The organism is Bacteroides ilei, assembly GCF_900128495.1.
Classification (GTDB): Bacteria; Bacteroidota; Bacteroidia; order Bacteroidales; family Bacteroidaceae; genus Phocaeicola; species Phocaeicola ilei.
Genome location: NZ_LT635801.1, coordinates 1930178 through 1956585 on the forward strand (window position 1 = coordinate 1930178; position 26408 = coordinate 1956585).

Annotated in this window: 19 protein-coding genes; 5 read left to right on the forward strand and 14 right to left on the reverse strand. The window is 50.6% G+C overall.

Features of this window, described 5'->3' with window-relative positions:
* Nucleotides 1-594 precede the first annotated feature (594 nt).
* The 3 genes from BQ7489_RS08275 (at nt 595) to BQ7489_RS08285 (ending at nt 5779) form a co-directional block, all read left to right on the forward strand.
* Nucleotides 595-2256 carry a M23 family metallopeptidase gene (locus BQ7489_RS08275; RefSeq protein ID WP_072530635.1) on the forward strand — a complete coding sequence of 554 codons (1662 nt, stop codon included), beginning with the start codon at nt 595-597 and terminating at the stop codon, nt 2254-2256.
* Nucleotides 2257-2262: 6 nt separating this feature from the next.
* The gene (locus BQ7489_RS08280; RefSeq protein ID WP_072530636.1) at nt 2263-3909 is read left to right on the forward strand and encodes a C69 family dipeptidase; all 1647 of its coding nucleotides are present in this window, start codon (nt 2263-2265) and stop codon (nt 3907-3909) included.
* A gap of 124 nt (nt 3910-4033) precedes the next feature.
* Nucleotides 4034-5779 (forward strand): phospho-sugar mutase, encoded by a 1746-nt coding sequence (locus BQ7489_RS08285; protein WP_072530637.1) that lies wholly within the window; start codon nt 4034-4036, stop codon nt 5777-5779.
* 116 nt (nt 5780-5895) lie between these two features.
* On the opposite strand, the gene phoU is transcribed toward BQ7489_RS08285, so the two are convergent.
* The 9 genes from phoU to BQ7489_RS08330 form a co-directional block, all read right to left on the reverse strand.
* The gene (gene phoU / locus BQ7489_RS08290) at nt 5896-6582 is read right to left on the reverse strand and encodes a phosphate signaling complex protein PhoU (RefSeq protein ID WP_072530638.1); all 687 of its coding nucleotides are present in this window, start codon (nt 6580-6582) and stop codon (nt 5896-5898) included.
* Nucleotides 6583-6600: 18 nt separating this feature from the next.
* A complete protein-coding gene (pstB, locus tag BQ7489_RS08295) occupies nt 6601-7353 on the reverse strand; it encodes a phosphate ABC transporter ATP-binding protein PstB (RefSeq protein WP_072530639.1) in 753 nt (250 codons plus the stop codon).
* Between the two features lie 63 nt (nt 7354-7416).
* On the reverse strand, nt 7417-8301 hold the full coding sequence (gene pstA, locus BQ7489_RS08300; RefSeq protein ID WP_072530640.1) for a phosphate ABC transporter permease PstA: 885 nt from the start codon (nt 8299-8301) through the stop codon (nt 7417-7419).
* 2 nt (nt 8302-8303) lie between these two features.
* Nucleotides 8304-9497, reverse strand: coding sequence for a phosphate ABC transporter permease subunit PstC (gene pstC, locus BQ7489_RS17410; RefSeq protein ID WP_072530641.1), 1194 nt, complete (start codon nt 9495-9497; stop codon nt 8304-8306).
* Nucleotides 9498-9512: 15 nt separating this feature from the next.
* Nucleotides 9513-10331 (reverse strand): PstS family phosphate ABC transporter substrate-binding protein, encoded by an 819-nt coding sequence (locus BQ7489_RS17415; protein ID WP_072530642.1) that lies wholly within the window; start codon nt 10329-10331, stop codon nt 9513-9515.
* A gap of 166 nt (nt 10332-10497) precedes the next feature.
* The gene (nudC, locus tag BQ7489_RS08315) at nt 10498-11289 is read right to left on the reverse strand and encodes an NAD(+) diphosphatase (protein WP_072530643.1); all 792 of its coding nucleotides are present in this window, start codon (nt 11287-11289) and stop codon (nt 10498-10500) included.
* A gap of 55 nt (nt 11290-11344) precedes the next feature.
* Nucleotides 11345-13483 carry a Tex family protein gene (locus BQ7489_RS08320; protein ID WP_072530644.1) on the reverse strand — a complete coding sequence of 713 codons (2139 nt, stop codon included), beginning with the start codon at nt 13481-13483 and terminating at the stop codon, nt 11345-11347.
* A 129-nt stretch (nt 13484-13612) separates the two neighbouring features.
* Entirely contained in the window at nt 13613-13903 is a 291-nt protein-coding gene (locus BQ7489_RS08325; RefSeq protein ID WP_072530645.1) for a chaperone modulator CbpM, read from the reverse strand.
* Nucleotides 13904-13921: 18 nt separating this feature from the next.
* Nucleotides 13922-14860 carry a DnaJ C-terminal domain-containing protein gene (locus BQ7489_RS08330; RefSeq protein WP_072530646.1) on the reverse strand — a complete coding sequence of 313 codons (939 nt, stop codon included), beginning with the start codon at nt 14858-14860 and terminating at the stop codon, nt 13922-13924.
* Nucleotides 14861-15038: 178 nt separating this feature from the next.
* On the opposite strand from BQ7489_RS08330, the gene BQ7489_RS08335 reads away from it, so the two are divergent.
* A complete protein-coding gene (locus BQ7489_RS08335; protein ID WP_072530647.1) occupies nt 15039-16775 on the forward strand; it encodes a bifunctional metallophosphatase/5'-nucleotidase in 1737 nt (578 codons plus the stop codon).
* Between the two features lie 8 nt (nt 16776-16783).
* Here the strand turns inward: BQ7489_RS08335 and BQ7489_RS08340 are convergent, their stop codons facing one another.
* The 4 genes from BQ7489_RS08340 to BQ7489_RS08355 form a co-directional block, all read right to left on the reverse strand.
* The gene (locus BQ7489_RS08340; protein ID WP_072532081.1) at nt 16784-18169 is read right to left on the reverse strand and encodes an efflux transporter outer membrane subunit; all 1386 of its coding nucleotides are present in this window, start codon (nt 18167-18169) and stop codon (nt 16784-16786) included.
* Nucleotides 18170-18184: 15 nt separating this feature from the next.
* Nucleotides 18185-21298, reverse strand: a complete 3114-nt coding sequence (locus BQ7489_RS08345; RefSeq protein ID WP_072530648.1) for an efflux RND transporter permease subunit — start codon at nt 21296-21298, stop codon at nt 18185-18187.
* 25 nt (nt 21299-21323) lie between these two features.
* Complete coding sequence (locus BQ7489_RS08350; RefSeq protein WP_072530649.1) at nt 21324-22529, reverse strand: efflux RND transporter periplasmic adaptor subunit; 1206 nt, start codon at nt 22527-22529, stop codon at nt 21324-21326.
* A gap of 226 nt (nt 22530-22755) precedes the next feature.
* Nucleotides 22756-23067: a nitrous oxide-stimulated promoter family protein gene (locus tag BQ7489_RS08355; protein WP_072530650.1), complete on the reverse strand. Its 312-nt coding sequence runs from the start codon at nt 23065-23067 to the stop codon at nt 22756-22758.
* Between the two features lie 103 nt (nt 23068-23170).
* Here BQ7489_RS08355 and BQ7489_RS08360 point away from each other — a divergent pair, with 103 nt between their 5' ends.
* Nucleotides 23171-24556, forward strand: a complete 1386-nt coding sequence (locus BQ7489_RS08360; RefSeq protein WP_072532082.1) for a threonine/serine exporter family protein — start codon at nt 23171-23173, stop codon at nt 24554-24556.
* Between the two features lie 129 nt (nt 24557-24685).
* Here the strand turns inward: BQ7489_RS08360 and BQ7489_RS08365 are convergent, their stop codons facing one another.
* Nucleotides 24686-26176 (reverse strand): butyryl-CoA:acetate CoA transferase, encoded by a 1491-nt coding sequence (locus BQ7489_RS08365; RefSeq protein ID WP_072530651.1) that lies wholly within the window; start codon nt 26174-26176, stop codon nt 24686-24688.
* Nucleotides 26177-26408 lie beyond the last annotated feature (232 nt).

Genomic DNA, 26408 nt, shown 5'->3' on the forward strand with positions numbered 1-26408 from the left:
TATTATAACTAAAAGTAATAATGAAGGCAATTTATTTTCGGAGGTAGATCGCCAATTGTTACAAGTGGATTCGACGGGCTGTAGAAAAAGCTGTCGGAATACTCTGAAGAGAGTGCCCGGTTCCACTTGTAACAAAAATGCGTACAAGACTTCATATACAGATGAAGAGGAACTGTTTTCTTCGGATCCTTTCCCGGAATATGACAGTTGGTGTTCTGAGTGTTCAGAACCATCCTCGCAACGACCGGTTACATCAGGCAATCGGCTAAAAGGTGCAGTTTACATCCAAAATGTGCCAGATTGCTGTTTAACTGTTTATTATATAGTCCTATTGAAAAACAAAAAATAAAAAGTAAAAGCAAGATGGTAAAATGGGATGGTCTGTCCCGATTCAACAGAATTGTCATGTTCGGGCTTTACGGATCCGAAAGAAATACCAATATACGAATATACGGAATTTGTATGATAAAAACAAGATTTTCAATATTTTTATGTTATATGATAAATATACTTCATTAAAGAATGGAGATTCTGATATTGTCCTTGGCAGGAAATCTTCTATCTTTGTAAGGAAAAAATAGGATTGATACAGAAATGATAAAAAAGGTGTTGTTGATGCTTGCCTTGGGTACAGGATTGTGCGGGCAGGCCCAGACGGAGAAGAGTGTGGAATTCCGTTCTCCATTTGATTTTCCATTGTTGTTGAGTGCTAATTTCGGGGAGCTTCGTCCGAATCATTTTCATAACGGATTGGATATAAAGACTCAGGGAGTGACTGGGAAACCGATCCACAGTGTGGCAGAAGGGTATGTGTCACGGATCATGGTGCTGCACGGGGGATACGGGCAGGCTATTTTCGTTACCCATCCTAACGGATATACATCTGTTTACGGCCATGTAGTTTCTTTTGCTCCGAAAATACAGCAGTATGTACGCGACTACCAGTATAGGAACGAGACGTTTGTGTGTGATATAAAGATCGGACCTGAGGTGCTGCCGGTCCAGGAGGGGGAAGTGATAGCCCTCAGTGGGAATGAAGGTTCGTCGGCCGGTCCTCATCTGCATCTGGAGCTGAGGAGGAATGATAACGGGGACTACGTAGACCCGATGCCTTTCTTCAAACGTTACCTCAAGGATAAAAAGGCTCCCGTTGCCAGTCTGGTAGGTTATTATCCGGTACCCGGAAAAGGGGTTATAAATGGTCTTCCGAGAAAGAAACTGGTGAATGTCAGTGCCTTGCGGCAGACAGTGACAGCGTGGGGAGATATCTATACGGGAATCAGTGCGCGCGACTATATGGACGGGACATCCAATTTCTACGGGGTTCATTCGGTTACACTGTATGTCGATTCCGTAAAGGTTTTCAACAGTACTACCGATGAAGTGTCGGCCGACGAGAACCGCATGATAAACGGATTTACCGATTATGACGAGCTGGTCCGTACACGTCGGCTGATTATGCGTTCATACAAGCTTCCAGGCAACAGTCTCCGTCTGCTGCATGTGGATGAGAGCCGGGGGGTAGTCCATATCGATGAAGAGCGCGACTACCGTTTCTGCTATGTGCTTGAAGACGGTTTCGGAAACAGAAGGACATACCGTTTTGTAGTTCGTGGCAAGAGACAGGACATTCCGTCTTATAAGGTGGATACGAACAAGATGCTGTACTGGAACCGGACGAATGTGATACAGGAACCCGGTATGGAACTGGTGGTTCCCAAAGGAATGGTTTATGATAATGTAGGCCTGCGGACGAAGGTGAAAGGTGATAGTGCCAGCATTTCCTTTGATTACGTGCTGGATGCAGGAAATACACCGTTACACGGTTATTGTTCCTTGTCGATTGGAGTCCGCCATATGCCTGTAGCCGATTCTACAAAATATTATATCCAGCAGAAGTTCGGGAAATGGCGTTCTTCCATGGGTGGAAAGTTCAGCAACGGCTGGGTGAAGACGAATGTCCGTAGCTTGGGCACGTTTGCTGTGGCTGTCGATACGGTAGCCCCGCGTATTACACCGGTAGGTAGGAACGGATGGCGTATCAACCGTAATGTCCGTTTTTCTGTAAGGGACACGGGAACCGGTATCAAGAGCTATAAAGTGTACATCGACGGAAAGTTTGTTCTGTTCGGGCTGAAAAAGGGGGTACTGGTTATCCAGGACCGGGAAAAGATAAAGAAAGGGGTGCCCCATACTGCCGATGTAACGGTGGTTGACTATTGCGGGAATGAAACACGTAAACAATATAAATTCTGATAAGCTATGATAAAGAAAATGATGTTTGTGATGGCACTGCTCGCTGCAGTTGTTGTCGAAGGTTGGGCCTGTACCAACCTGATTGTCGGCAAGAAGGCGTCGGCCGACGGTTCTGTAATTGTGTCCTATTCGGCCGATTCATATGGTATGTTCGGGTTCCTTTGTCATTATCCGGCCGCTACGTATCCTTCGGGAGCTATGCGTGACATCTATGAATGGGATACCGGTAAATATCTGGGCCAGATCAAGGAGGCCAGACAGACATATAACGTAATCGGTAATATGAATGAATATCAGGTAACCATAGGGGAGACTACTTTCGGGGGACGTCCCGAGCTGGTAGACACTACCGGAATAATGGATTACGGGAGCCTGATCTATGTGGCATTGCAGCGTTCGCGTACGGCGAAGGAGGCTATCAAGGTGATGACCGATTTGGTGAAGGAATACGGTTATTATAGCAGTGGTGAATCATTTTCCATTGCCGACCCGAATGAGGTATGGATCCTTGAAATGGTTGGAAAAGGACCTGGGGTGAGGGGAGCCGTATGGGTGGCTGTCCGTATTCCGGACGACTGCATTGCGGCACATGCCAACCAGAGCCGTATCCACAAGTTCGATATGAACGACAAGGACAACTGTCTGTATTCGCCCGATGTAATCTCTTTTGCCCGCGAAAAAGGGTATTTCGACGGCTTGAACAAGGATTTCAGCTTCGCCGATGCCTATTGTCCGCTTGATTTCAGCGGACTGCGTTTCTGTGAAGCCCGGGTATGGAGTTTCTTTAACATGTTCAGCAAGGTTACCGGACAGGCTTATCTTTCCTATATACAAGGTGAAAGCAAGGAGCCGATGCCACTGTATGTAAAGCCGGATAGAAAGGTCTCTGTACGTGATATCCAGCACGCCATGCGTGACCATTATGAAGGTACCCCGCTGGATATAACGGAAGATATGGGAGCCGGACCGTTCAAGACTCCTTACCGCCTGTCGCCTCTAACGTTTAAGGTAGACGGTCAGGAATATTTCAACGAGCGTCCTATTTCTACCCAGCAGACAGGCTTTACGTTTGTGGCTCAGATGCGTGCCAATTATCCGGATGCGATAGGTGGTGTTCTGTGGTTTGGTCTGGACGATGCGAATATGACGGTCTTCACTCCAGTTTACTGCAATACCGACAAAGTTCCGGCTTCGTATGCGGAAGGGGAAGGCGACTGTGTAACATTCTCCTGGAATTCCGGTTTCTGGATCTATAACTGGGTGGCCGACATGATACGTCCCCGTTACAGCCTGATGATTGACGATATGCGTGCCGTCCAGAATTCGTTGGAAGACATGTATGCGAATGCCCAGGAGGGAGTCGAAAGTCAGGCTATGAAGCTGTATGCACAGGATCCGGCTAAAGCCAAGGCTTTCCTGACGGATTATACGGGCATGAGTGCTCAGATTGCCGTTGACAGTTGGAAACGGCTGGGTGAATTCTTGATTGTACGCTATAATGACGGAGCGGTAAAACGGGTGAAGAATGGTAAGCTTGTACGTCCCGAAACCGGTAATTCGGCTCCGCTCGACCGTCCGGGGTATCCGAAAGAATTCCTTGACCAGCTGGTAAAGGAGACCGGCGACCGTTATAAGAGTAAGGTATTGGAATGATTGTTTGGTCAGCCATCTGTTTTTGAGTTTTTATTTTTCAAAAATGTTAGGAAATTTAGAATGAATCTTTTATTTTTGTTCGACTGATACAGTGGAAAACAATCATTATAAAAAAGATAAAATCATGGAAAACGAAGAATTGATCAAATTATGTACTGAGAAGGCTCAGAAATGGTTAACTCCTGCTTATGATGCTGAAACTCAGGCTGAAGTTAAGAAATTACTGGAAAATCCGGATAAGACTGACCTGATTGAGGCATTTTACAAGGACCTGGAATTCGGAACAGGTGGCTTGCGTGGTATCATGGGAGTAGGTTCTAACCGTATGAACATATATACGGTAGGGGCTGCTACGCAGGGATTGTCAAACTATTTGAACAAGTGTTTTGCCGGAAAGAAAGATATAAGTGTGGTAGTGGGTCACGACTGCCGTAATAATAGCCGCAAGTTTGCTGAAATTTCTGCCAATATCTTCTCTGCAAATGGTATCAAAGTGTATCTGTTTGAAGATATGCGTCCTACTCCGGAGATGTCTTTCGCCATCCGTCATCTGGGATGTCAGAGCGGTATCATTCTGACTGCTTCTCACAACCCGAAGGAATATAACGGATACAAGGCTTATTGGGACGACGGTGCCCAGGTATTAGCTCCGCACGATAAAGGTATCATTGATGAAGTGAACAATGTACATTCGGCTGCTGATATCAAGTTTGAAGGCAATAAGGATTTGATCCAGATTATCGGTAAGGAAGTAGACGACGAATATTTGCGTCAGGTTCATACTATTTCCATCGATCCGGAAGTGATCAAGCGCCAGAAAGATCTGAAGATTGTCTATACACCGATTCACGGTACAGGTATGATGCTGATTCCCCAGTCATTGAAGTTGTGGGGCTTTGAAAATGTTCATTGTGTGCCGGAACAGATGGTAAAGAGCGGTGATTTCCCTACCGTGGTTTCTCCGAATCCTGAAAATGCCGAAGCCCTGACTTTGGCTATCAAGCTGGCTAAGGAAATCGATGCCGATATCGTGATGGCTTCCGATCCGGATGCCGACCGTGTAGGTATGGCCTGCAAGGACAGTAACGGAGAATGGGTGCTGATCAACGGTAACCAGACTTGTTTGATCTTCTTGTATTACATCATCAAGAACCGTATCGCTATGGGTAAGATGAAGGGTAATGAATTCATCGTAAAGACTATCGTGACTACCGAACTGATCAAGAAGGTTGCCGACAAGAACCATATCAAGATGCTTGACTGCTATACAGGATTCAAATGGATTGCCCGTGAAATCCGTCTGCGTGAAGGTAAGGAACAGTATATCGGTGGCGGTGAAGAAAGCTATGGCTTCTTGGCCGAAGATTTTGTACGTGACAAGGATGCCGTTTCAGCTTGTTCTCTGTTGGCCGAAATCTGTGCATGGGCGAAAGACCAGGGCAAGACTCTATATGATATCCTGATGGAAATCTATGTAGAATACGGATTCTCCAAGGAAGTTACCGTGAATGTAGTGAAACCGGGTAAGAGCGGTGCCGACGAGATCAAGGCTATGATGGATAATTTCCGTGCATGTCCTCCGAAGGAATTGGGCGGCTCCAAGGTGAAGCTGGTCAAGGACTACAAGACTTTGAAGGCTACCGCAGCCGACGGTACCGTTACCGATCTGGATATGCCGGAACCTTCCAATGTTCTCCAGTTCTTTACAGAAGACGGATGCAAGGTTTCTGTACGTCCGTCGGGCACAGAACCTAAGATCAAGTTCTATATGGAGGTTGTAGGAGAGATGGGTTGCCCGAAATGCTATGCTAGTGCAACGGCTAAAGCTATGGAAAAGGTAGAAGCCATCAAGAAGTCATTGGGTATCTGATCGGGAATAGACAGATATTGTCTGTTTTAGATATAAAGGAAGCGGAAGGAGCGCATCCATTGTGGGTGCTTCCTTCCGCTTTTCGTTATGATATAACTGGATTTAGGAAAAGATTGCTATTCGGTTTTGTCCTGTTTCAGGGTTTTACTGTGTTTCAGCACTTCGGCGTCGATGTAGAAGATCGTTTCTTCGGCCAGGTTGTTGATATGGTCGCCGGCCCTTTCAAGTTTACGGAATATCCCTGCAATCTCCAGGCAGAGCCTGATGTCTTCCATGTGTTCTGTGGCGTGGACAGAAAGGGCGTTTATTGCATTCTGGTTCAGGATATCGAGGGTTTCGTCTTTCTCGAATACAGATTTTGTCAGTTGCAGGTCCCGTTTTTGAAGTCCGTCGTAAGTGGTATTAAGCATATCGAGTACCATGTCGAACATATCCTGCAATTGGAGTTCGTTGAACAGGACCTTGTTCTCAGGCCGTATCTGGTTGCGGATTACGAAACGGGCGATGCTGTCTGCATAGTCGCCTATGCGTTCCAGATTACTGTTTATCTTCAGCATGGCCAGGGCGAAACGAAGGTCTACGGCTACCGGATTGTACAGGGCTATGAAGTCTTCTATGTCACTGTCTATCTTCAGCTCGAAGGCATTGACTCTTTTTTCACGGGCAACGACCTTGTTGGCCAGCTTCTGGTCGGCGTCCAATACCGAGCGGTAGGCGCAGTCAAGCTGTTGGTATACCAGAGTCCACATTTCATTTATCTGGTTCTTTATGTTCTGGAGTTCATTTTCTACAAATTTGAGCATAGCGTTATGAATTATAGGTTATCCGAAGCGGCCAGTAATGTAATTCTGAGTCGCTTCTTTCGATGGATTGGTAAATATTTTCTTGGTCTCTCCATATTCCACCATTTCTCCCATATAGAAGAATGCGGTCTTGTTGCTGACCCGCGCTGCCTGTTGCATGCTGTGGGTTACGATGATGATGGTAGTCTGACTGCTCAGTTCACAGATCAGTTCTTCTATCTTGGATGTTGAAATGGGGTCGAGTGCTGAGGCGGGTTCGTCCATCAGCAGTATGGACGGTTCTACAGCCATGGCCCGGGCGATGCACAGACGTTGCTGCTGGCCTCCTGAAAGGTCAAAGGCCGATTCCTTGAGTTTTCCTTTCACTTCATCCCATAAGGCGGCGCCTGTCAGCGCTTCCTTTACCCGGTGTTCGATGAATTCCTTGTCCTTTATCCCGTTTACTCGAAGTCCGTAGGCTACATTCTCGAATATGCTCTTCGGAAAAGGATTGGGACGTTGGAATACCATCCCTACGTTTTTCCGGAGATTGTCTACATCTACAGACCGGTCGTATATGTCTTGTCCGTCAATCAGGATTTCTCCTGTCAGCCGTGTTCCGGGTATCAGGTCGTTCATCCGGTTGAACAGGCGCAGGAAGGTCGATTTACCGCATCCTGAGGGACCGATGAAGGCGATTACTTCCTTTTCGGGTATCTGTATGCTGATATCCTTCAATGCACGGAAATCGCCGTAGAAGAAATTGACGTTGGTTGCTTCAATCTTGTTCATATATGGTCTTGATTCTTGTTTTTCTGGTTGATCTTGTCTTCTTGTATTTTATATTGTACAGGCTTATTTCGATTTGAGTTTATCTTCAAAGTATTTCCGGATGCTGTTGGCCAACAGGTTCATGACCAGTATGATCATGATCAGTACAAAGGCTGTGCCGTAGGCTATGGGCATCTGTGCTTCGATGTCGGTTCCGCTTGTTGCTACCACATACAGGTGGTATGGCAGGGCCATACATTGGTCGAATATGCTTTGCGGAAGCTTGGGCAGGAAGTAGGCGGCGCAGGTAAACAGGATAGGTGCCGTTTCGCCCGATACGCGTCCCATAGAAAGAATCAGTCCCGTGATGATCCGTGGCATGGCCATCGGGAGCAGTACTTTCCATATGGTCTGCGCCTTGGTGGCCCCGAGTGCCATGCTACCTTCACGGTAGCTGTTCGGAATGTTCTTGAAAGCTTCTTCCGTGGTGCGGATAATGATGGGCAGTGCCAGTAGTCCCAGGGTTAGCGATCCTGCCAGGATACTGTCGCCGAAACTCAGGCGGTTGACGAAGAAAGCCATGCCGAACAGTCCGAAAACGATAGACGGGATACCGGCCAGGTTATTGGTCATCATCCGGATAAAGCTGACAAGCCTGCCTTTCGGGGCGTATTCGTTCATGTAGATCCCGCTCATTACCCCGATCGGGAAGGAAAAGAGGGCGCTTCCTGTCATCAGGTAGAAAGTACCGACAATGGCAGGCCAGATTCCGCCGCGTGTCATTCCGTCACGTGGAAATTCGGTCAGGAAATCCCAGTTGATGACACTTATACCTTTTACGATGATGAACCCCAGGATAAAGAACAGGATAAGTGCCACGAATATGCTCAGTATCCGGAAAATGGCGAACATGAAATGCTGTATGCCTTTCTTGCGCCGGTTGTATGTGCTGTTTGTTCCGATGGCCATGGTTATTTCTTGGATTTGTTGCGTGCGGAAACGAACTCGACGCACGCATTGGTGAATAATGTGATGAAGAATAGGATGACACCCAGCAGGAACAGAGCCTGGTAATGTGCGCCTCCTGCCGGAGCTTCTCCCAGTTCGGCTGCAATCGTGGCGGGTATGGTACGCAGAGGTTCCAGGATGCTGGAAGGCATGACTGCCGCATTGCCGGTCACCATCAGTACCGCCATGGTTTCCCCGATGGCGCGTCCTATGCCCAGCACGATTCCCGACGTGATACCCGAAGCTGAGAAGGGGATCACTACCTTATAGATGGTCTGCCACTGGCTGGCTCCCAGTGCCAGACTGGCTTCACGCATGGCACGCGGACAGCTCCGCATGGAATCTTCGGCTACGGTAATGATGGTAGGAAGAGCCATGATGGCCAGAACAATGCTTCCAGCCAGTCCCGATTCACCGACCGGCAGGTTAAAGACATTCTGGAGAAAGGGTACGATGACGGTAAGTCCGAAGAATCCGTAGACTACCGATGGGATACCGTTCAGCAGTTCAATGACGGGTTTCAGTAACCGACGTTTCCGGTCGTCGGCCACTTCAGCCAGGTAAATAGAAACGGCCATTCCGAAAGGTAGCGCTATCAGGATTGCGAAGAAGCTTACCCACAGGGTTCCGCTTACCAGCGGGAGGATACCGAAGATGGGTGATGGGGTTGCTGTAGGGAACCATTCATCACCCAGCAACACGTCCTTTACCGGGATTGTCTTGCCATCGATGACGCGTAAGTTGGAATGGTGTTCGATCAGTACTTCGGGGACAAAGGCAATTATACCCGGATTCCGGTAGATCTGTTCGGCTATTTTGTCGCCGGCATATTCATATTCAGGACCCAGTTCCTCTTCGGAGTAATACTTGTCGAGATCCTCCAGTCTGAATACCTTGACAGGCATGTCGGGTCCACCTAACTCTTTCCAGTTGGTGATCTCTTCGTCAAAGATGTCTTTAATTTCCTTTGCGCTGAGTTCTGTAACGGTGTTCTGCTGGTTCAGTGCTAATACATATCCTTTATCTATGATGGGGTTGTAGAACAGTCCGGCCGCTTCGCTGAAAAGAAATCCGATAATGAGCAGGATCGCTGCACTGGTGGTGAACCCGCTGACGGTAAAGATGCGGTTTACGATAATGTCAATCCATTTTTTCATAAGTCGGCATAGATATTAGCGGGGAATGAAACCAAGTTGGAGGATCTTGTCTTTCGCTTCCTGCGTAGTGAGGTATTTCAGGAAAGGAAGCACCTTAGCCTCATTCTTTTTTTCGTAATAATAATAGAGAGGGCGCACTACAGGGTATTCTTTCCGGATAGCAGTTTTCACAGAGGGGTAGACAAACGTTTTGCCTTGGTCGTAAGAAACAGCTAGTGCTTTTACGCGTGGGTTGAGGTAGGCAAGGCCTACATAGCCGATGGCTCCTTTGGTCTGGCTGACCGACTGGATGATGGCTCCGGTAGCGGGCATGGAAAGTACTCCGCTCATATAGTTCTTGTTTTTCAGTACGCTTTCCTTGAAGAATTCGTAAGTTCCCGACGATGTTTCACGTGAGTATACGATGATTTTCGCGTCTTCTCCGCCCACCTGTTTCCAGTTGGTTATCTTTCCGCGGAAAATGGCTTCCAGCTGTTCGCGTGTCAGTTGCCTGACGGGATTGCGGGGATTGACGATAATGGCCAGTGCGTCATAGGCGACAATGACTTCACAGGGTTCGTGCCGGGCCTGCTTCATCTTGATCTTTTCACTGAATTTGATGCGGCGGGAAGCCATGGCCAGGTCGGTCGTTCCGTCCATCAGTGCCGAGATGCCTACACCGCTTCCTCCTCCGGTTACGGTAACCGTTTCAGAAGGGTGACTTTTCATGTACATTTCCGACAGTTCCTGTGTAAGAGGGAGCACCGTGTCGCTTCCTTTGATTCGTTGTGCCGTTGCGGTGCCGTTCAGACAATAGAGGCACAAAAAAAGAAAAGGAAAAAATATACGCTTCATGAACGTTGGTTTTGGTTTGTTTCAAGTCTAATTTTCAACGTCGTAAAAGTATTACTTTTTCCTAGAAACATACGTTACAAAACGGTTTCAAATCGGATACAATCCTGTAACGTACAATTGTTTATGCATTTCCATGTTAAATATTTGTGAAAAAGATGGTACAGGTTTAAACCCGGTGCTCTAACCAGGCGTCAATCAGTTTCCGGGCTATGCTCAGTTTCTTGGGAATTTCGGGCAGGTTGTCGCGGGTATAGAAGGCTCCTGTACTCAGTTCTTCGTCCTGCAGTTTGATGGTGCCGCTTTCATAATCGGCGGTATAGCCTACCATGATACCGCTAGGGTAGGGCCAGGGCTGGCTGCCGAAGTATTTCAGGTTCTTTATATGCAGGCCGGTCTCTTCCATCACTTCACGGTATACACATTCCTCCAGGCTTTCTCCCGGTTCGAGGAAACCGGCTACCAGTCCCTTGAAGCTGCCTCTGAAGTTGCGTGCGTGTACCAGCAGGATGCTGTCGTCTTTCTTTATCAGCACGATGATGGCGGGTGATATGCGCGGATAGAATTCCTGTCGGCATTCGGGGCATCGTTTGGCGATGGGTGAGACCTGTACTGTGGGTACTCCGCACATCGGGCAGTAACGGCTGTTCCTGTCCCAGTTCAGTATCTGCGAGGCTTTTCCGGCACGGTTGTATTCTTCGAGGGGAAGCACGTCGTACGAGGCACGGAGGTCTTTCATCATCCGCAGACTGTCTTCATTGCCGCATACGGGTGTATGTATGGCGTAGGTCTTGGCCGGGAGTCCGTTTATTTCACCTATGGTATGTATGTTGCTTCCTACCGGTACGGGTACCGGCGGTTCCGTGCCGTAGGGAATGTGGTAACCGTCGGCCTTTTTCTCGATGAGCACCTGTCCGCTGTTGAATACGAACCAGCCGCATAGTTGTTTTTCTTCTGTCATCTTTGTTCCTTTCTGTTTTTAGCCTTGTTGTTCTGTGTATTGTTGCCGGGCTCCCTTATTGGGAAAGTCCTTTCATGGTGAGCTGGATGCGGCGGCGTTCATGGTCAATGCCGATCACCTTCACTCTTACATGCTGGTGGATGCTTACCACCGTAGCGGGGTCACTCACAAACTTGTCGGCCAGTTGGGATACATGTACCAGTCCGTTTTCCTTGATGCCTATATCCACGAAACAGCCGAAGTTGGTGATATTGGTCACGATTCCGGGCAGTTCCATCCCTTCGTGCAGGTCGTCGATGGAATGTACGTCCGGGTCGAACGAGAAGACTTCGATCTGTTGTCTGGGGTCACGTCCGGGTTTGTCCAGTTCCTGCATGATGTCTGTCAGGGTAGGGAGTCCTGTCGTTTCGGTCACGTAGTCGGCTATCTGTATCTTGTTACGTAGTTCCTTGTCCTGTATCAGGTCGTTTACGGAACATTTCAGGTCTTTGGCCATCTTTTCCACAATGGGGTAGCTTTCCGGATGTACGGCCGAGTTGTCGAGCGGATTGGCGGCATGAGGGATGCGCAGGAATCCCGCGCACTGTTCGAACGCCTTGGCTCCCATGCGCGGTACTTTCAGCAGCTCCTTGCGTGAGCGGAAGGCTCCGTTTTCGGTACGGTAATCCACGATGTTCTGTGCCAGGACAGGTCCCAGTCCGGATACATAGGTAAGCAGATGCTTGCTCGCCGTGTTCACGTTTACACCCACCAGGTTGACACAGCTTTCTATGGTGTGGTCGAGCGATGCCTTCAGGCGGGTCTGGTCCACATCATGCTGATATTGTCCTACACCGATCGATTTCGGGTCGATCTTGACCAGTTCGGCCAGCGGGTCCATCAGTCTTCTTCCGATGGATACGGCTCCTCTCACGGTAACGTCGTATTCAGGGAACTCGTCGCGGGCTGTCTTCGAGGCCGAATAGACGGATGCCCCGTCTTCGCTCACCACGAATACCTGTACTTCGTGCGGGAAACGCTGGGCCTTGACGAACTCTTCAGTTTCCCGGCTGGCGGTTCCGTTGCCGATGGCTATGGCTTCTATCTTATATTGGCTTACCAGCTGTACCAGTTTCCTTGCCGCTCCGGTTCTGTCGGATTTGGGGGGATGTGGAAAGATTGCCTCGTTATGCAGCAGGGTCCCCTGTGCGTCGAGGCAGACTACCTTGCATCCGGTACGGAATCCTGGGTCGATTCCCATGACACGTTTCTGTCCCAGAGGCGGAGCCAGAAGCAGTTGGCGGAGGTTGCCGGCAAAGACCCTGATAGCCTCTTCATCGGCCTTGTCTTTGCTCGATGCAGCGAATTCTGTCTCGATGGCAGGTTTCAGCAGGCGCTTGTAGGCGTCGTCTACAGCCTGTGCCACCTGTTCGGAACAGGCATTGTTTCCTCTGACGAACTGTCGTTGCAGCCGCATGGTACATTCCTCTTCATCGGCCGGGGTGATGCTTACCTTCAGAATGCCGTCCGCTTCCCCGCGGCGCAAGGCCAGCAGGCGGTGTGAGGTACACTTCTTCAGCGGTTCACTGAAGTCGAAGTAGTCCCGGTATTTCTGTGCCGTTTCGTCCTTCTCCTTGCCTTTCGATACTTTCGAGGTGATTACAGCCTGTCGTCCGAACTGGTTGCGGATGATGTTACGTGCCTTTTCGTCTTCGTTCACCTGTTCAGCTATGATGTCGCGTGCGCCTTTCAGGGCTTCCTCCTCATCTTTCACTTCACCTTTCACGAATGTGCGTACCCTTGCATTGAGATTGTTCTCGCGCTGCATCATCAGCAGTACGGCCAGCGGTTCCAGACCTTTCTGTCGTGCCGCTTCCGCACGGGTCTTGCGTTTGGGCTTGAACGGCAGGTAGATATCTTCCAGGGCGGTGCTGTCCCAACATTCCTCGATGCGCCGGCGGAGGGCGTCGGTCAGCTTTCCCTGTTCTCCGATGGTAGACAGGATGGTTTCCTTGCGTTTGGCCAGTTCGCACAGCTTTTCATGGCGGGACTGCACTTCTTCTATCTGTACTTCGTCCATGCCTCCGGTAGCTTCCTTACGGTAACGGCTGATAAACGGTACGGTGGCTCCTCCCGCCAGGAGTTTGAGTGTATTGTCTATTCGATGTACGGGCAGCTTCATGGCTGCGGCGATCATCTGACTGAATTGTTCCATGTAGATAAGGTCTTTGTTACTGGGATGCAAAAGTAGCTAAAAAAAGAATATGATGAAATGAAAAGAGGAACCGTGTACCCGATGACGGGCACAGAGTTCCTCTTAAGTCAATTATGAATAGGGATAAGATTATTCCTCATAAAAATGGAGTTCGTCTTCCAGCAGGCGTACCCGTCTCTGCAGGTCTTCTATACGTTCCAGCAGATGACGGATGGCGTCGATACCCTCTATATTGATCGACAGGTCGTAATACAGATGGGCGTACCGTTCCAGCTCGTTCAGCTGTGATGCCGGAAAACAATGGTTGTCATTTATTTCCTGAATATTTATCAGCCCGTCCTCACCCAACATCAGGATAAAGTCCGGTTCGATATTGCAGTGACTGCAATAGTCGTTGATTATGATCAAATCGTTCTGCATAGTCGTACTTTTTTAGGTTTATCCTTGCTGAATCTGGCGGAACAGGTCTTTCTGCCTTTCGCTCAGCGTGGTAGGTATATTTACATGATAGGTTACAATCAGGTCGCCGAAGCTTCCTTCCTGCTTGTATACAGGGAATCCTTTGCCTTTCAGGCGGACTTTCGCTTCCGGCTGCGTGCCGGGGCGTACTTTCAGTTTGACTTGTCCGTCCAGCGTGTTGACCGTAACTTCTCCACCCAGTACGGCAGTGTAGAGGTCAATGTTCACATTCGTATACAGGTCGTCTCCTTTCCGTTTGAAGACCGGATCGTCCGGGATGACGAATGTTATGTACAGGTCGCCGTTAGGCCCGCCGTTCGCTCCTTTTCCTCCGTGTCCTGCCAGTTTGATCACCTGTCCGTTGGCAGCACCGGCCGGAATGGTGATACGCAGGGTTTCCCCGTTTACGGTAAAGGTCTGCTTGTGGGTCGTGGCCGCATCCCTCAGTGAAAGCTGCAGCTCGGCCTGTATGTCTTGTCCGCGGAAACCGCCCCGGGCGCTTCGTCCTTGTCCGCGGTGTCCGAACAGTTCTTCAAAGAAATCCGAGAATCCTTCCGCGTTGCCGAACCCTCCGGCACCGTTTCCGAACCCTCCGGTGAAATGTTGTCCGTCGGTGGAATACCAGTATTCGCTGTGTCCGTTTCCGCCGCCCTGTGCCTCATAAGCTTTCCGCTGCGCTTCGAACTCATCGGCATGTTTCCAGTTCTCTCCGTAGGCGTCATATTTCTTACGCTTTTCCGGATCGCTCAATACCTCATTGGCTTCGTTGATCTCCTGAAATTTTCCTTTGGCCGACGGGTCGTTCGGATTCAGGTCGGGATGATACTTACGCGCCAGCTTACGGTATGCTTTCTTGATATCATCTTGGGTGGCTGTCTTGTCCACCCCCAATACTTTGTAATAGTCTATGTAAGCCATAAAGTCAGTTGTTTTTTTAACATACATGAAACAAAATATATGCCAACCAAGCTGTTTTTGTCATAATTATACCTCATTTTAGCCTATTTTATATTGTCTGTCTCCTGTTTATTTACAAATTGTCTTATTTTTGTAGGTCAGTATCTTTTTTTAGTTTATGAATTCAGTTTGATAAATTATGAAGTCAAGTTTCTTTTTTACTGTTTTGCTGGGCCTTTGTACTACGCTGGGAGCCTTCGCTTCGGGCGAGGAGGAGGTGACCCTGAAGCTTGTGGAAACAAGTGACGTGCACGGCTCTTATTTCCCGTACGATTTTATCCGCCGGCAGCCTACCAAAGGGAGCCTGGCGCGTGTTTCCACCTATGTCAACGGACAGCGGAAGACGTACGGCGACCGCCTGATATTGGTCGATAACGGAGATATCCTGCAGGGGCAGCCTGTGGCGTATTATTACAATTACATTGATACGGCGTCGGTGCATGTCAACGCTGCCATGCTCAACTACATGGGGTATGATGTGGCGACCATGGGCAATCATGACGTGGAGACCGGACATGCGGTATTCGACCGCTGGGTGAAGCAGTGCCGCTTTCCCGTGCTGGGAGCAAACATACTGGATGCGGAGACGGGTGAACCTTACCTGCCGCCTTATCACATCATCGAACGTGGCGGGGTGAAGGTGGCTGTACTGGGGATGATTACTCCCTCCATCCCTTCCTGGCTTCCCGAAAAGCTGTGGAGCGGACTGAAGTTCGAGGATATGGAGACATGTGCCCGCAAGTGGGTGAAGGTGATCCGTGAAAAGGAGAATCCCGATGTACTGGTGGGGCTGTTCCATGCCGGCCCTGAAGGGAACAGACTGGATAATGTGATCGAGAACGGGTCGAGGCTGGTGGCCGAGAATGTGCCCGGGTTCGATGTGGTGTTTATGGGGCACGACCATGTGCGCCATTGCGGCAAAGTGGCCAATGTGGCAGGCGATTCGGTCTTGCTTGTCGATCCGGCGAATACGGCCAAGGTGGTGGCGGATGTGACGGTGAAGATAACCCGGAAGGACGGGAAGGTGGTTGCTAAGTCGGTCGAAGGGAAACTGGCCGATGTGAGCGACATTGCGGTCGATGAGGCTTTCATGGAGCGGTTCCGGCCGGAGTATGAGGCTACAGCCGGTTTCGTATCCCGGAAAATCGGACGGATCAGCCGTACCATTACCACTAAGGACGCCTATTTCGGCCCGTCGGCTTTCATCGATCTGCTTCACCAGCTGCAACTTGACATTACCGGAGCCGACATCTCTTTCTGTGCGCCGCTTTCGTTTGCCGCCGAGATCAGGGAGGGGGATATCTATATGAGCGACATGTTCAACCTTTATAAATATGAGAACATGCTGTATACGATGGAGCTGACAGGGCAGGAGATCAAGGATTTCCTCGAAATGTCGTACGCTATCTGGACAAACCGGATGAAGTCGGCCGACGATCATCTGCTGCTTCTGAACGACAAGCCCGACGGTTTCGGATGGTTCCGGAATCCGAGTTTCAATTTCGACTCGGCGGCGGGCATCATCTATACCGTCGACGTAACCAAACCGCAGGGAGAGAAGATTACCATTGAAAGCATGGCCGACGGAAGTCCGTTCAGCCTGGACCGTGTGTATCGGGTGGCTGTCAATTCCTACCGCGGAAACGGTGGGGGCGACCTGCTGACGAAGGGTGCAGGTATCCCGAAGCAGGAACTTTCCAAGCGGATCGTGTTCTCAACCGACAAGGACCTGCGCTATTATCTGATGAAGCGGATCGAAGAGGTGAAGGTTCTCGACCCGAAGCCGTTGGACCAGTGGAAGTTCATTCCCGAGGAATGGACTGTTCCCGCAGCCGGAAGAGACTATAAGCTGTTATTCGGAAAAGGGCAGAAATGATTCTGTCCTTATTCCTTCCAGCCTCCGCCCAGCGCCTTGTACAGGTTGACCATGGTCAGCTGTTTGTCGCGTACAGCGTTGCTCAGTCCGATCTGCGCATCCAGGTAGGTACGCTGTGCGTCGAGCAGGTCCATATAGCCTATCACCCCGTTCATGTACTGTAGCTGTGCCAGTTCCAGGGTACTCTTTGAAGCCTGTTCCAGGCGCAGACGTGTCTCGTAAATTTCTTTTATCTTGTTGAATTCCACAATGGCATTGTAGGCCTCTTTGAAGGCGTTTAGCACAGTTTTTTCATAAGAGTAGGTAGCTTCTTCGTAGGCTGCCTTCTTTGCTTTCAGGGCGGCTCTGTTCTTGCCCATGGCAAAGAGGGGCTGCAGCAGTGTACCGCTGATGAGGTGGTACGGCGATTTCAGCAGGTCACCCAACTCTTCGCTTTCCGCTCCCAGATTGGCTGTCAGACTGATGCTTGGGAACATTTTGGTGAAGGCTACACCCACTTCCGCATTGGCGGCAATCAGGGCCTGTTCGGCCTGTCGCACATCCGGGCGGCGTTCGAGCAGGGCGGAGGGTAATCCTACGGGTAGGCTTGCCGCAAACGTTACGTCTTCCAGCATGGCCGTGCGTTTGATGCGGTGCGGGTATTCACCGGTCAGGAAGGCGATGTCATTTTCCTTCAACGCTATTTTCCGTTCCAGGTCGGGCACCAGGGTAGCGGTCTTGGCCAGTTCTACCTGTGACTGCCGGAAAGCGGTTTCCGAAGTCAGTCCCCCTTCGTAGCGCAGACGTGCCAGACGGAGGCTTTCGCGGCGGGCGTCTACCGTCTGTCTTACGATGGCCAGTTCATTGTCCAGGGCCACCAGTTCGAAGTAAGACTGTGCCACCTGTGCCACAAGGCTCATCTTCAGGGCGCGTTGGTTCTCGATCGATCCCATGAAGTCGGCCAGGCTCTTGTCGCGTGCCCATCTCAGTTTGCCCCAGAGGTCGAGCTCCCAGCTGATCACCCCTTTCAGGTCGAACTGGTTGTCGGGATTATACTTGTTGCCTCCGTAGTTGTCGGCTTCCTTTTCGGCATAGACCCGGGCGCCCACCTGCGGGAAGAGGTTGGCGAAGTCAATGCGTTTCAGGGCTGCCATTTCCTTGATCCGTGCCGCCGCTATCTGCATGTCCTTGTTGTACGACAAGGTTTTCCGTATCAGGTCCTGCAGGATGGTGTCTGTATAGAGCTGTTCCCACGGGTAATCGGCAATCGAGTTGCTGTCCACACTCAGGCTGTCCAGCGTTTCTGGCAGTTTCAGTTCCGGGCGGGTATAGTGTTTGCCTATCTGGCAGCTTCCGAGGAGGAATACCGCTGCCAGGATGAATGCGATTTTGCAGGCTGTATATGTATGTTTCATATTCTTGACCGACATTTAGTTGTTTGCTCGTTTATTTTTCAGCTTGTTTTTTGCCTTGTAGATCATTACAAAGAAGAACGGAACCAGTAGGATACCTACCGTCACCGCTACAATCATACCGAAGAACACACCGGTACCGATAGCCTGGCGGCTGGCAGATCCCGGTCCGGTGGCCATGACCATCGGGACCATACCCAGGATAAAGGCCAGGGAGGTCATCAGGATAGGGCGGAAGCGGAGGTGGGCCGCATGGAGGGCCGATTCTACCAGGTCCTTGCCCTGGTCCACTTCTTCCTTGGCGAATTCCACAATCAGGATGGCGTTCTTGGCAGCCAGACCGATCAGCATGACCAGACCGATCTGGAAGTAGGTGTCGTTTTCAAGTCCGCACAGGGCAACTCCGGCATAGGCGCCCAGTACGGCTACCGGAAGTGATATCAGCACCGCTATCGGGATGCTCCAGCTTTCATACAGGGCGGCCAGGAAGAGGAACACGAACAGGAATACCAGTGCGATGATCATGCCTGTCTGTCCGCCGGCTGCCTTTTCCTGATAGGAGAGTCCGCTCCATTCCACACCGATGTTTTTGGGCAGCTTCTCGCGGGCTATCTGTTCAAGTATCTCCATTACCTGTCCCGAGCTGGCTCCGTTGGCCGCCGTTCCGCGGATAATGGATGTGTTGAACATGTTGAAGCGCTTGATGCTTCCCGGTCCCGTGGTGTACTGGGTGGTACCCAGGGAAGTCAGCGGAATCATGGAACCGTCGCTGCCGCGCACGAAGAACAGTCCGATGTTGTCGCGGTGTTCACGGTACGGTGCTTCGGCCTGGATGTATACACGGTAGATACGGTTGAACATGTTGAAGTCGTTCACATATACCGAACCGGTATAGGCTTTCATGGTAGAGAACACGTCGGCCATCGGAACTCCCAGAAGTTTCACCTGGTCGCGGTCTACGTCGAAGTAGAGCTGCGGGATTTCCGCCTGGAGCGAAGTCGACAGTCCGGCGAATTCTTTCCTTTGCGAAGCGTAGTACATCAGCGTGTCGGTAGCCTTTACCAGATCGTCGTAGGTGGCGTCGCCGCGGGCTTCAAGCTGCATTTCGAAACCTCCCGACGTACCTAGTCCCGGAATGACCGGTGGGGTGGAAAGGTATACCTTCGATTCGGGGTACTGTTTCAGTTCCTCCTGTACCTCGGCCATAATCTTGCCGATGGTAGTGTCGTCTCTTTCCTTCCATTCTTTCAGGATGACCGTGAGCTGGCTTCGGGCCTGGCTGGTGCCTACACGCGGACTGCTTCCCGTCACGTTCTGCACGTATTCCACGGCCGGGTGTTTCATCAGAAAGGCGATGGCCCTGTCGGTTACGGCACGGGTACGCTCCAGTGTGGCGCCTTCGGGAAGTTCCAGTTCGACGGTGAAGTATCCCTGGTCTTCGGTAGGAAGGAAGCTGCTGGGTATCAGCCGGTGGAACAGGAAGATGAAGATAATCACGATGCCGAAGGCTACGGTTACCCGTTTCGGATGGCGGATTACTTTCTTGATTCCCGCCACGTATTTGTTGTTGCCGATAGCCAGCCATTTATTGATAAAGTTGAACACCCGGTTCTTGGGCTTGTTCGGGTCGGTAGGCTTCAGGATGAGCGAACACATTACCGGGCTCAGTGTCAGAGCTACTACCGTAGAGAGGATGACCGATACGGCAATGGTCACGCTGAACTGGCGGTAGAGCTGTCCGGTAATGCCCGACAGGAAGCTTACGGGCACGAATACAGCCGCCAGTACCATGGAGGTGGCTATCAGGGCGCCGGTAAGGCTTTCCATCGCCTTCTTGGTCGCTTCATACGGACTGAGCTTCTCTTCCTCCATGATGCGCTCCACGTTTTCCACCACTACGATGGCGTCGTCCACCACGATACCGATGGCCAGGATCAGTCCCAGCAGGGTAAGCATGTTCAGTGAGAAGCCGAATATCAGCATGAATCCGAAGGTACCTATCAGTGAGATGGGCACGGCCACGATGGGGATGACGGTAGCCCGCCAGCTCTGCAGCGAGAGGAATACCACTACGATAACCAGGAACAGGGCCTCGAACAGGGTCTTGTATACTTCATGGATGGATTCGGATATATAAGTGGTCATGTCGAAAGGAATCTCGTAATGCATTCCTTCCGGGAAATTCTTACTGATTTCCTCCATTTCCTTCTTTACACTTTCGGCCACTTCCATGGCGTTGGCTCCCGGCAGCATGTAGATGCCCAGTACGGCCGCGTTGCCTCCGTTGATACCACTTTCGGTATTGTAGGATGAGGCTTCCAGCGAAACCCGTGCCACGTCGCGCATGCGGATCATGGAGCCGTCGGCGTTGGCGCGGAGAACGATTTCTTCGAACTGTGAGGCCGAAGACAGACGTCCCTGTGCCGTGATCGGGGTGGTGATGTCGAGCCCCGTTACAGGCTGTTGTCCCAGCACACCGGCGGCCGATTCACGGTTCTGGTCCTTCAGGGCGTTCTGCACGTCCTGTACGGTCATGCCGAAATTGGCGAGCTTGGCCGGGTCTACCCATATCTGCATGGCGTAGTAACGGCTACCGATGTTCGATACACGTCCCACGCCCGGAATACGGCGCAGCAGGTCGAGTACGTTGAGGGTAGCGAAGTTGCTCAGGTAGATTTCGTCGAATTTGGGGTCGTCCGAACGAAGGCAGAGGGTCATCAGCTGGCTCGCCGCCTGCTTCTCTACCGAAATACCGTTTTGGATGACTTCCGCCGGAAGTCGGGATTCCGCCAGCTTGATACGGTTCTGAATTTCCACTGCGGCCAGATCCGGGTCGGCCGAAATGTCGAAGGTCACGGTGGCCGAGAAGCTTCCCGAGTTGGAGCTGTTTGATTCCATGTAGATCATTCCCGGCGTACCGTTCAGTTCCTGTTCGATCGGTGTGGCTACTGCCTGCGATACTGTCACGGCGCTTGCTCCCGGATAGGATGCACTGATCTTGACTACTGGCGGTGTGATCTGCGGATACTGGTCGATAGGCAGCATGGTAAGTCCGATGATACCTATGATAACGATTATGATGGATATGACAGCCGAGAATACAGGTCTGTCAATAAAGAAACTGACTTTCATACGTGCGCGTTTTTAGGGTTGCTGGTTACTCTTCGGTGGCTTGTACCTTTTCTTTTTCATCTTCTTTCACTGGAGCCGCTTCTACGCGTACCTTGATACCGGGAGTCAGCTTGTGGTAACCCTCGGTCACGATGAGTTCTCCCGGAGCGAGTCCTCGTTCCACAACTACGTTGTTCTGGAATTCCGGACCTACTTCAATGAAACGTTTCTCTACGGTCGAGTCACGCCGCATGACGAACACATAGGCTCCTCCCTTTTCGATAATCAGCGATTTCTGCGGAACTACTGTCGCGTTTTCGCGTACATCCAGCAACAGCCTTACTTTGGTGAACTGTCCGGGCAACAGCACATGGTCGGGGTTGGCCATTTCCGCGCGGACGGAGAATGTTCCGGTTTTCGGGTTGACCTGAGGTTCGGCAAAGTCTACCAGACCTTTGTGTTCATAGACGCTGTTGTCGGGGAGGGTGATGGTAACGGTAGGCTGCCATGAGCGGCTGGAGTCTTTTTGTCCCAGGGTGACGTTACGTTCCTTGCTCTTCAGGTAGTCAAGAGCTGTCATGCTGAAGTCTACCAGTACCGTATCGCTCTTGACGATGGTTGCCAGCAGCGATTTTCCGCTTCCTCCCACCAGCGTACCCAGGTCGACATGCCTTTCGCTGATGTGTCCCGAGATAGGTGAGCGCACCACGGTATAGCCCAGTTCCTGTTCGGCCTGATCAAGGTCGGCCTTGCTCATCCCCACACTGGCCACAGCTGTTTCGTAAGCAGCCACGGCGTTGTCCAGGTCGAGCTGGCTCGCCGCGTTCTGTTCATACAGCGGGCGGATACGCTCCAGATCGCGCTGTGCTTTCCGTGCCTGTGCTTCGTCTTTCTTCAGCTGGGCGCGTGCCTTGTCGGCCTTCGCGCGGTAGCGGTCCTGGTTGATGACAAACAGTACCTGGTTATGTTTTACGTAAGTACCTTCTGCGAAAAGCATCTTTTCAAGGAATCCTTCTACCCGGGCACGTACTTCTACGAACTGTTGCGCACGTATGCGCCCTACATAGTCTCCGTAGATTTCCACGTCCTGTCGGGCAGCGGGAGCTATATTGACTACCGGATATTCGGGAATCTGTTCCTTTTTCCGGGTTGCGATGAGATAGATTCCGATAATGACTGCAATGCCTATAATGGCATAAATGGTCTGTTTCCTCTTAAGTTTCAACTCTCTCTTGGTCAAAAAACGTTTCATACTTTCTATTTTTTATGTTAGATGCCGAAAGGCATGCCGGCAATATGTATGCCAAATATAAGAAAAATATTTAAGTCTTGAAAATCAGTGTTGTATGTACACTTTAAGATTATTTTTATATTGTGTATTTTCCGCAGATTTGTAGAAAAATTCTACAATATGTTCCACACAGGTACGGATATTTTCGTATCTCTGGTAGGCGGGCGCATTTCTGCCTGTCTCGGTTTCATTTCCGTCGTTCCCTCCACAGATGGACGATGGCGTCGGCAGGGTGGTATAGCAACATCCGCGGTCCTGCATAGCGCATGATGGCACGTATCTTTTCCTTCATTTCCGGCCTGTAGCAGTGGATCTTGCAAAAACGGCAGGTAGGCTTTTCTTCTCCGAAAGGACATTTCGACAGACGTTGCAGGGCGTAATCCAGAATTTTCCGGCAGGAAGGGCACAGCTCCTTGTTTCCCTCCTTGTGTCGGCAGTACAGCCTGATCATCTGTTCCACCGTCTTCTTTTCGTAACCTATGTGTGAAAGTTTATGCATATATATAACTTTAAGGAATGCAAAGGTAAAGTTTAAAAATATATTTTACTACCTTTGCGGCGAAAATAAGCTTTTAAACATAATGGTATCAGAGAACGAATTAATGACACTGGAAAAACATTTGGAAACGACGGTCAAGGCTCATGACCAGTTGTTGCACCGTCGGGTTGACCTTTTGCTGCGTACCGGAAAGCTGTTGGTTGAAAGTCTGGCCGACACGAACCGTATCGTACGTAACATGAAACGTACGGCAGCATATCTGGGTATTCCGGAGGAAAAGCTGCACATCAATGTGAGTTTTACCATGCTGATGGTGAATGTCAGTGACGGCGACTATTCTTTCACCAAATTTCAGCGTATCGAAGGACATGGAGTGAATATGACGGCTATTTCCGAAGTGAGCAAACTTTCCTGGAGAGCGATCGAGAACGACTATACGCTCGACCAGTACGAGGAAGAGTTGGAGAAAATCAGAACCAAGAAACGCAACTATACCCCCTGGCAGGTAGCTGTAGGTGCGGGGTTTGCCTGCGGTGGATTCTGTATCCAGTTCGGTTGCGACTGGATGGCGTTTCTTTACGCTTCTTTGGCTGCTATTATCGGTATGCGTGTCCGTGGGAAATGTAATGAATCAGGATTGAACCATTATATGGGTATCGCTATTTCGGCCTTCGTGGCCACGATCCTGGCATGGGCCAGTACTTTACTTCCGGATGCATGGACATCTACTCCCTGGCATCCGTTGTTGGCTTGCGCCCTGTTTATCGTGCCGGGAGTGCCGCTGATCAATTTCGTGGACGATATGCTCGACAACTATATACAGGTAGGTATTGTGAGGGCGGTTAATACCTTGCTGATGGTAGCCGCCATGGCTTTCGGTATTGCGTTTGCCGTGAAGCTTTGCCATGTGAACAACTTCTTCCCTACCATCAGTATGGTGCCTCACCACAAGTATTGGGAGTATGCCATTGCTGCAGCAATTTCGGCTATGGGCTTTTCTATGATCTTCAATATTCAGCGCCGGCTGCTGTGGGTAGTTGCTATCGGAGGTATCATTGCGGTATGTACGCGTAACTTCGTGAACCTGGGTCCTTCTACCAATAATATCGGTCTGGATATGGGGCTGGTTATCGGTTCCTTTGCTGGTGCTATACTGGTCAGCTTGATTGCTATCAAGGCGGTACACTGGTTCCACGTGCCCAACCATGTGCTGACTATCCCTTCCGTCATCCCGATGATTCCCGGGGTGTTGATGTACCGCATGCTGTTCGGCCTTATCAACATGAATGTGCAGACACTCGATGAGGTGACTCCGCTGATGAAGGCCATCGAGAGCGGTGTCAACTCAGGGCTGGTGATCATGTGTATCGCCTTGGGTGTAGCCATTCCGAACATCTTCGGCCGTAAGTACATCGCCTCTTCCAAGAACAAGCGCCTGGCTGCTATCCTGGAGGAACGCAGGGCGAGAGGCAAGTTCGTGGAATGGTAATGTTGCATTGTATCTGCCGTGCGGAATGGATGTCCGCTTGAAATAAGAATAAGAAAAAGACGGAGGCCGGGAAATTTCCCGGCCTCCGTTCTTTTCTGTCTGTATTGTGGTACCCGTGTCCGGGTATGTTTATTCGAAACGGGTGTTTCTCATATCGCCGGTTTCGGCAAAGGCGATGTGCATTTTGAATGCGTTCTGCAGTGACATGGGGGTGTGACAGGATTTCCCTTCCGACAGCTTCAGGTAATCCCAAAGCAGCTGCTTGTAGTCTGGATGCGCACAATTCTCGATGATGCAGCGCGCACGGTCGTACGGGCACTTGCCGCGCAGGTCGGCCACTCCCTGTTCGGTGGCGATGATGCGCACGTCATGCTCGGTGCTGTCTACGTGTGATACCTGCGGTACGATGGATGATATCAGTCCTCCCTTGGCGGTCGACGGGGTGGTGAAGATGGAAAGGTAGGCGTTGCGTGCGAAGTCGCCCGATCCTCCTATACCGTTCATCATCTTGCTACCCAGTACATGGGTACTGTTTACGTTGCCGAAAATGTCAGCTTCCAGTGCCGTGTTCACGGCTATGATGCCCAGTCGTCGGATGATTTCCGGGTGATTGGTGGTTTCCTGTGGCCGCAGGATGACGCGTTCCTTCAGGTCTCCTATATGTTCATAGAGAGTATCCAGCTTGTCGTCCGAGAGGGTAAGCGAGCTTCCCGCCACATAGTTGATGCGTCCCTGCAGCATCAGGTCGATAACCGAGTTCTGTATCACCTCGGTGAACATGGAGAAGGCGGGCAGCTTCTTTTCGTTGCCCAGAGCACCCAGCACGGCGTTGGCGATGTTCCCTACGCCCGACTGCAACGGCAGGAATTCCTTCGGGATGGCGCCTCTGCTCCATTCGCGTTCCAGAAAATTGGCTACGTTCAACCCTATCTGGCGGGTCGTGTCGTTCAGCGGGGTGAAAGGCGCTATCTGGTCTCTTTCGTTGGTCATGACTACCCCTATCACCTTCTTGGGGTCCACCTCCATGCTAATGCTTCCTACTCGGTCGTTCACATGGTAGATGGGCAGTTCGGTGCGGTAGGGAGGAGTTGCCGGTATGAATATGTCGTGCATGCCGTTCAGCCGGCCGGTATGGGCCGCATTCAGTTCGACTATCACTTTCCGGGCCACTTTTACCAGGGTAGGCGAGATACCTACCGAGGTGCTCGGTATCAGTCTCCCGTCGGGGGTGATTTCCGATACTTCCACGATGGCGGTGTCTATGTCACCCAGGAATCCATAGCGTACGTCCTGACCTATCTGTGAGAGATGCAGGTCGAAGTACTTGATCTCCTTGTCGTTGATGGCGTTCCGCATGTCTTTGTTCGACTGGAAGGGGGTACGGAAGGTGACTGCATGCGCCTTTGCCAGTGCGCTGTCTACCTGGTTTCCGGTAGCTCCGCCGGTAATCAGGCCTATCTTGAATTCCTTACCTTCCTTGTGGAGTGATTCGGCGTATTCGGCTAGTGCGGCAGGTACGGCTTTCGGTGTACCTACCGACGAGAACCCTCCGATGCCTACGGTTTCTCCGTTCTGTATGGAAGCTGCTGCTTCCTGTGCTGTAATAATAGGATATATCATATATAGTTGTCTTTTTTGTTAGATTTACTGCAAATGTATTCTTTAAGTTGTAATTTATCAAGTAAAATGCGGAATAAATGATATTTTGTAATCTTATTCGGGAATTATTCATAAAAAGGATATTCCGAGGCGTGTGTTTTCCGAAATGTGCCGTTACGGGTGTGGCAGGCTAATTTTACGTTTCCGGCTAAAAAAAATGGGATTTTTCTTTTGTCGCTCGAAAGAAAAAAAT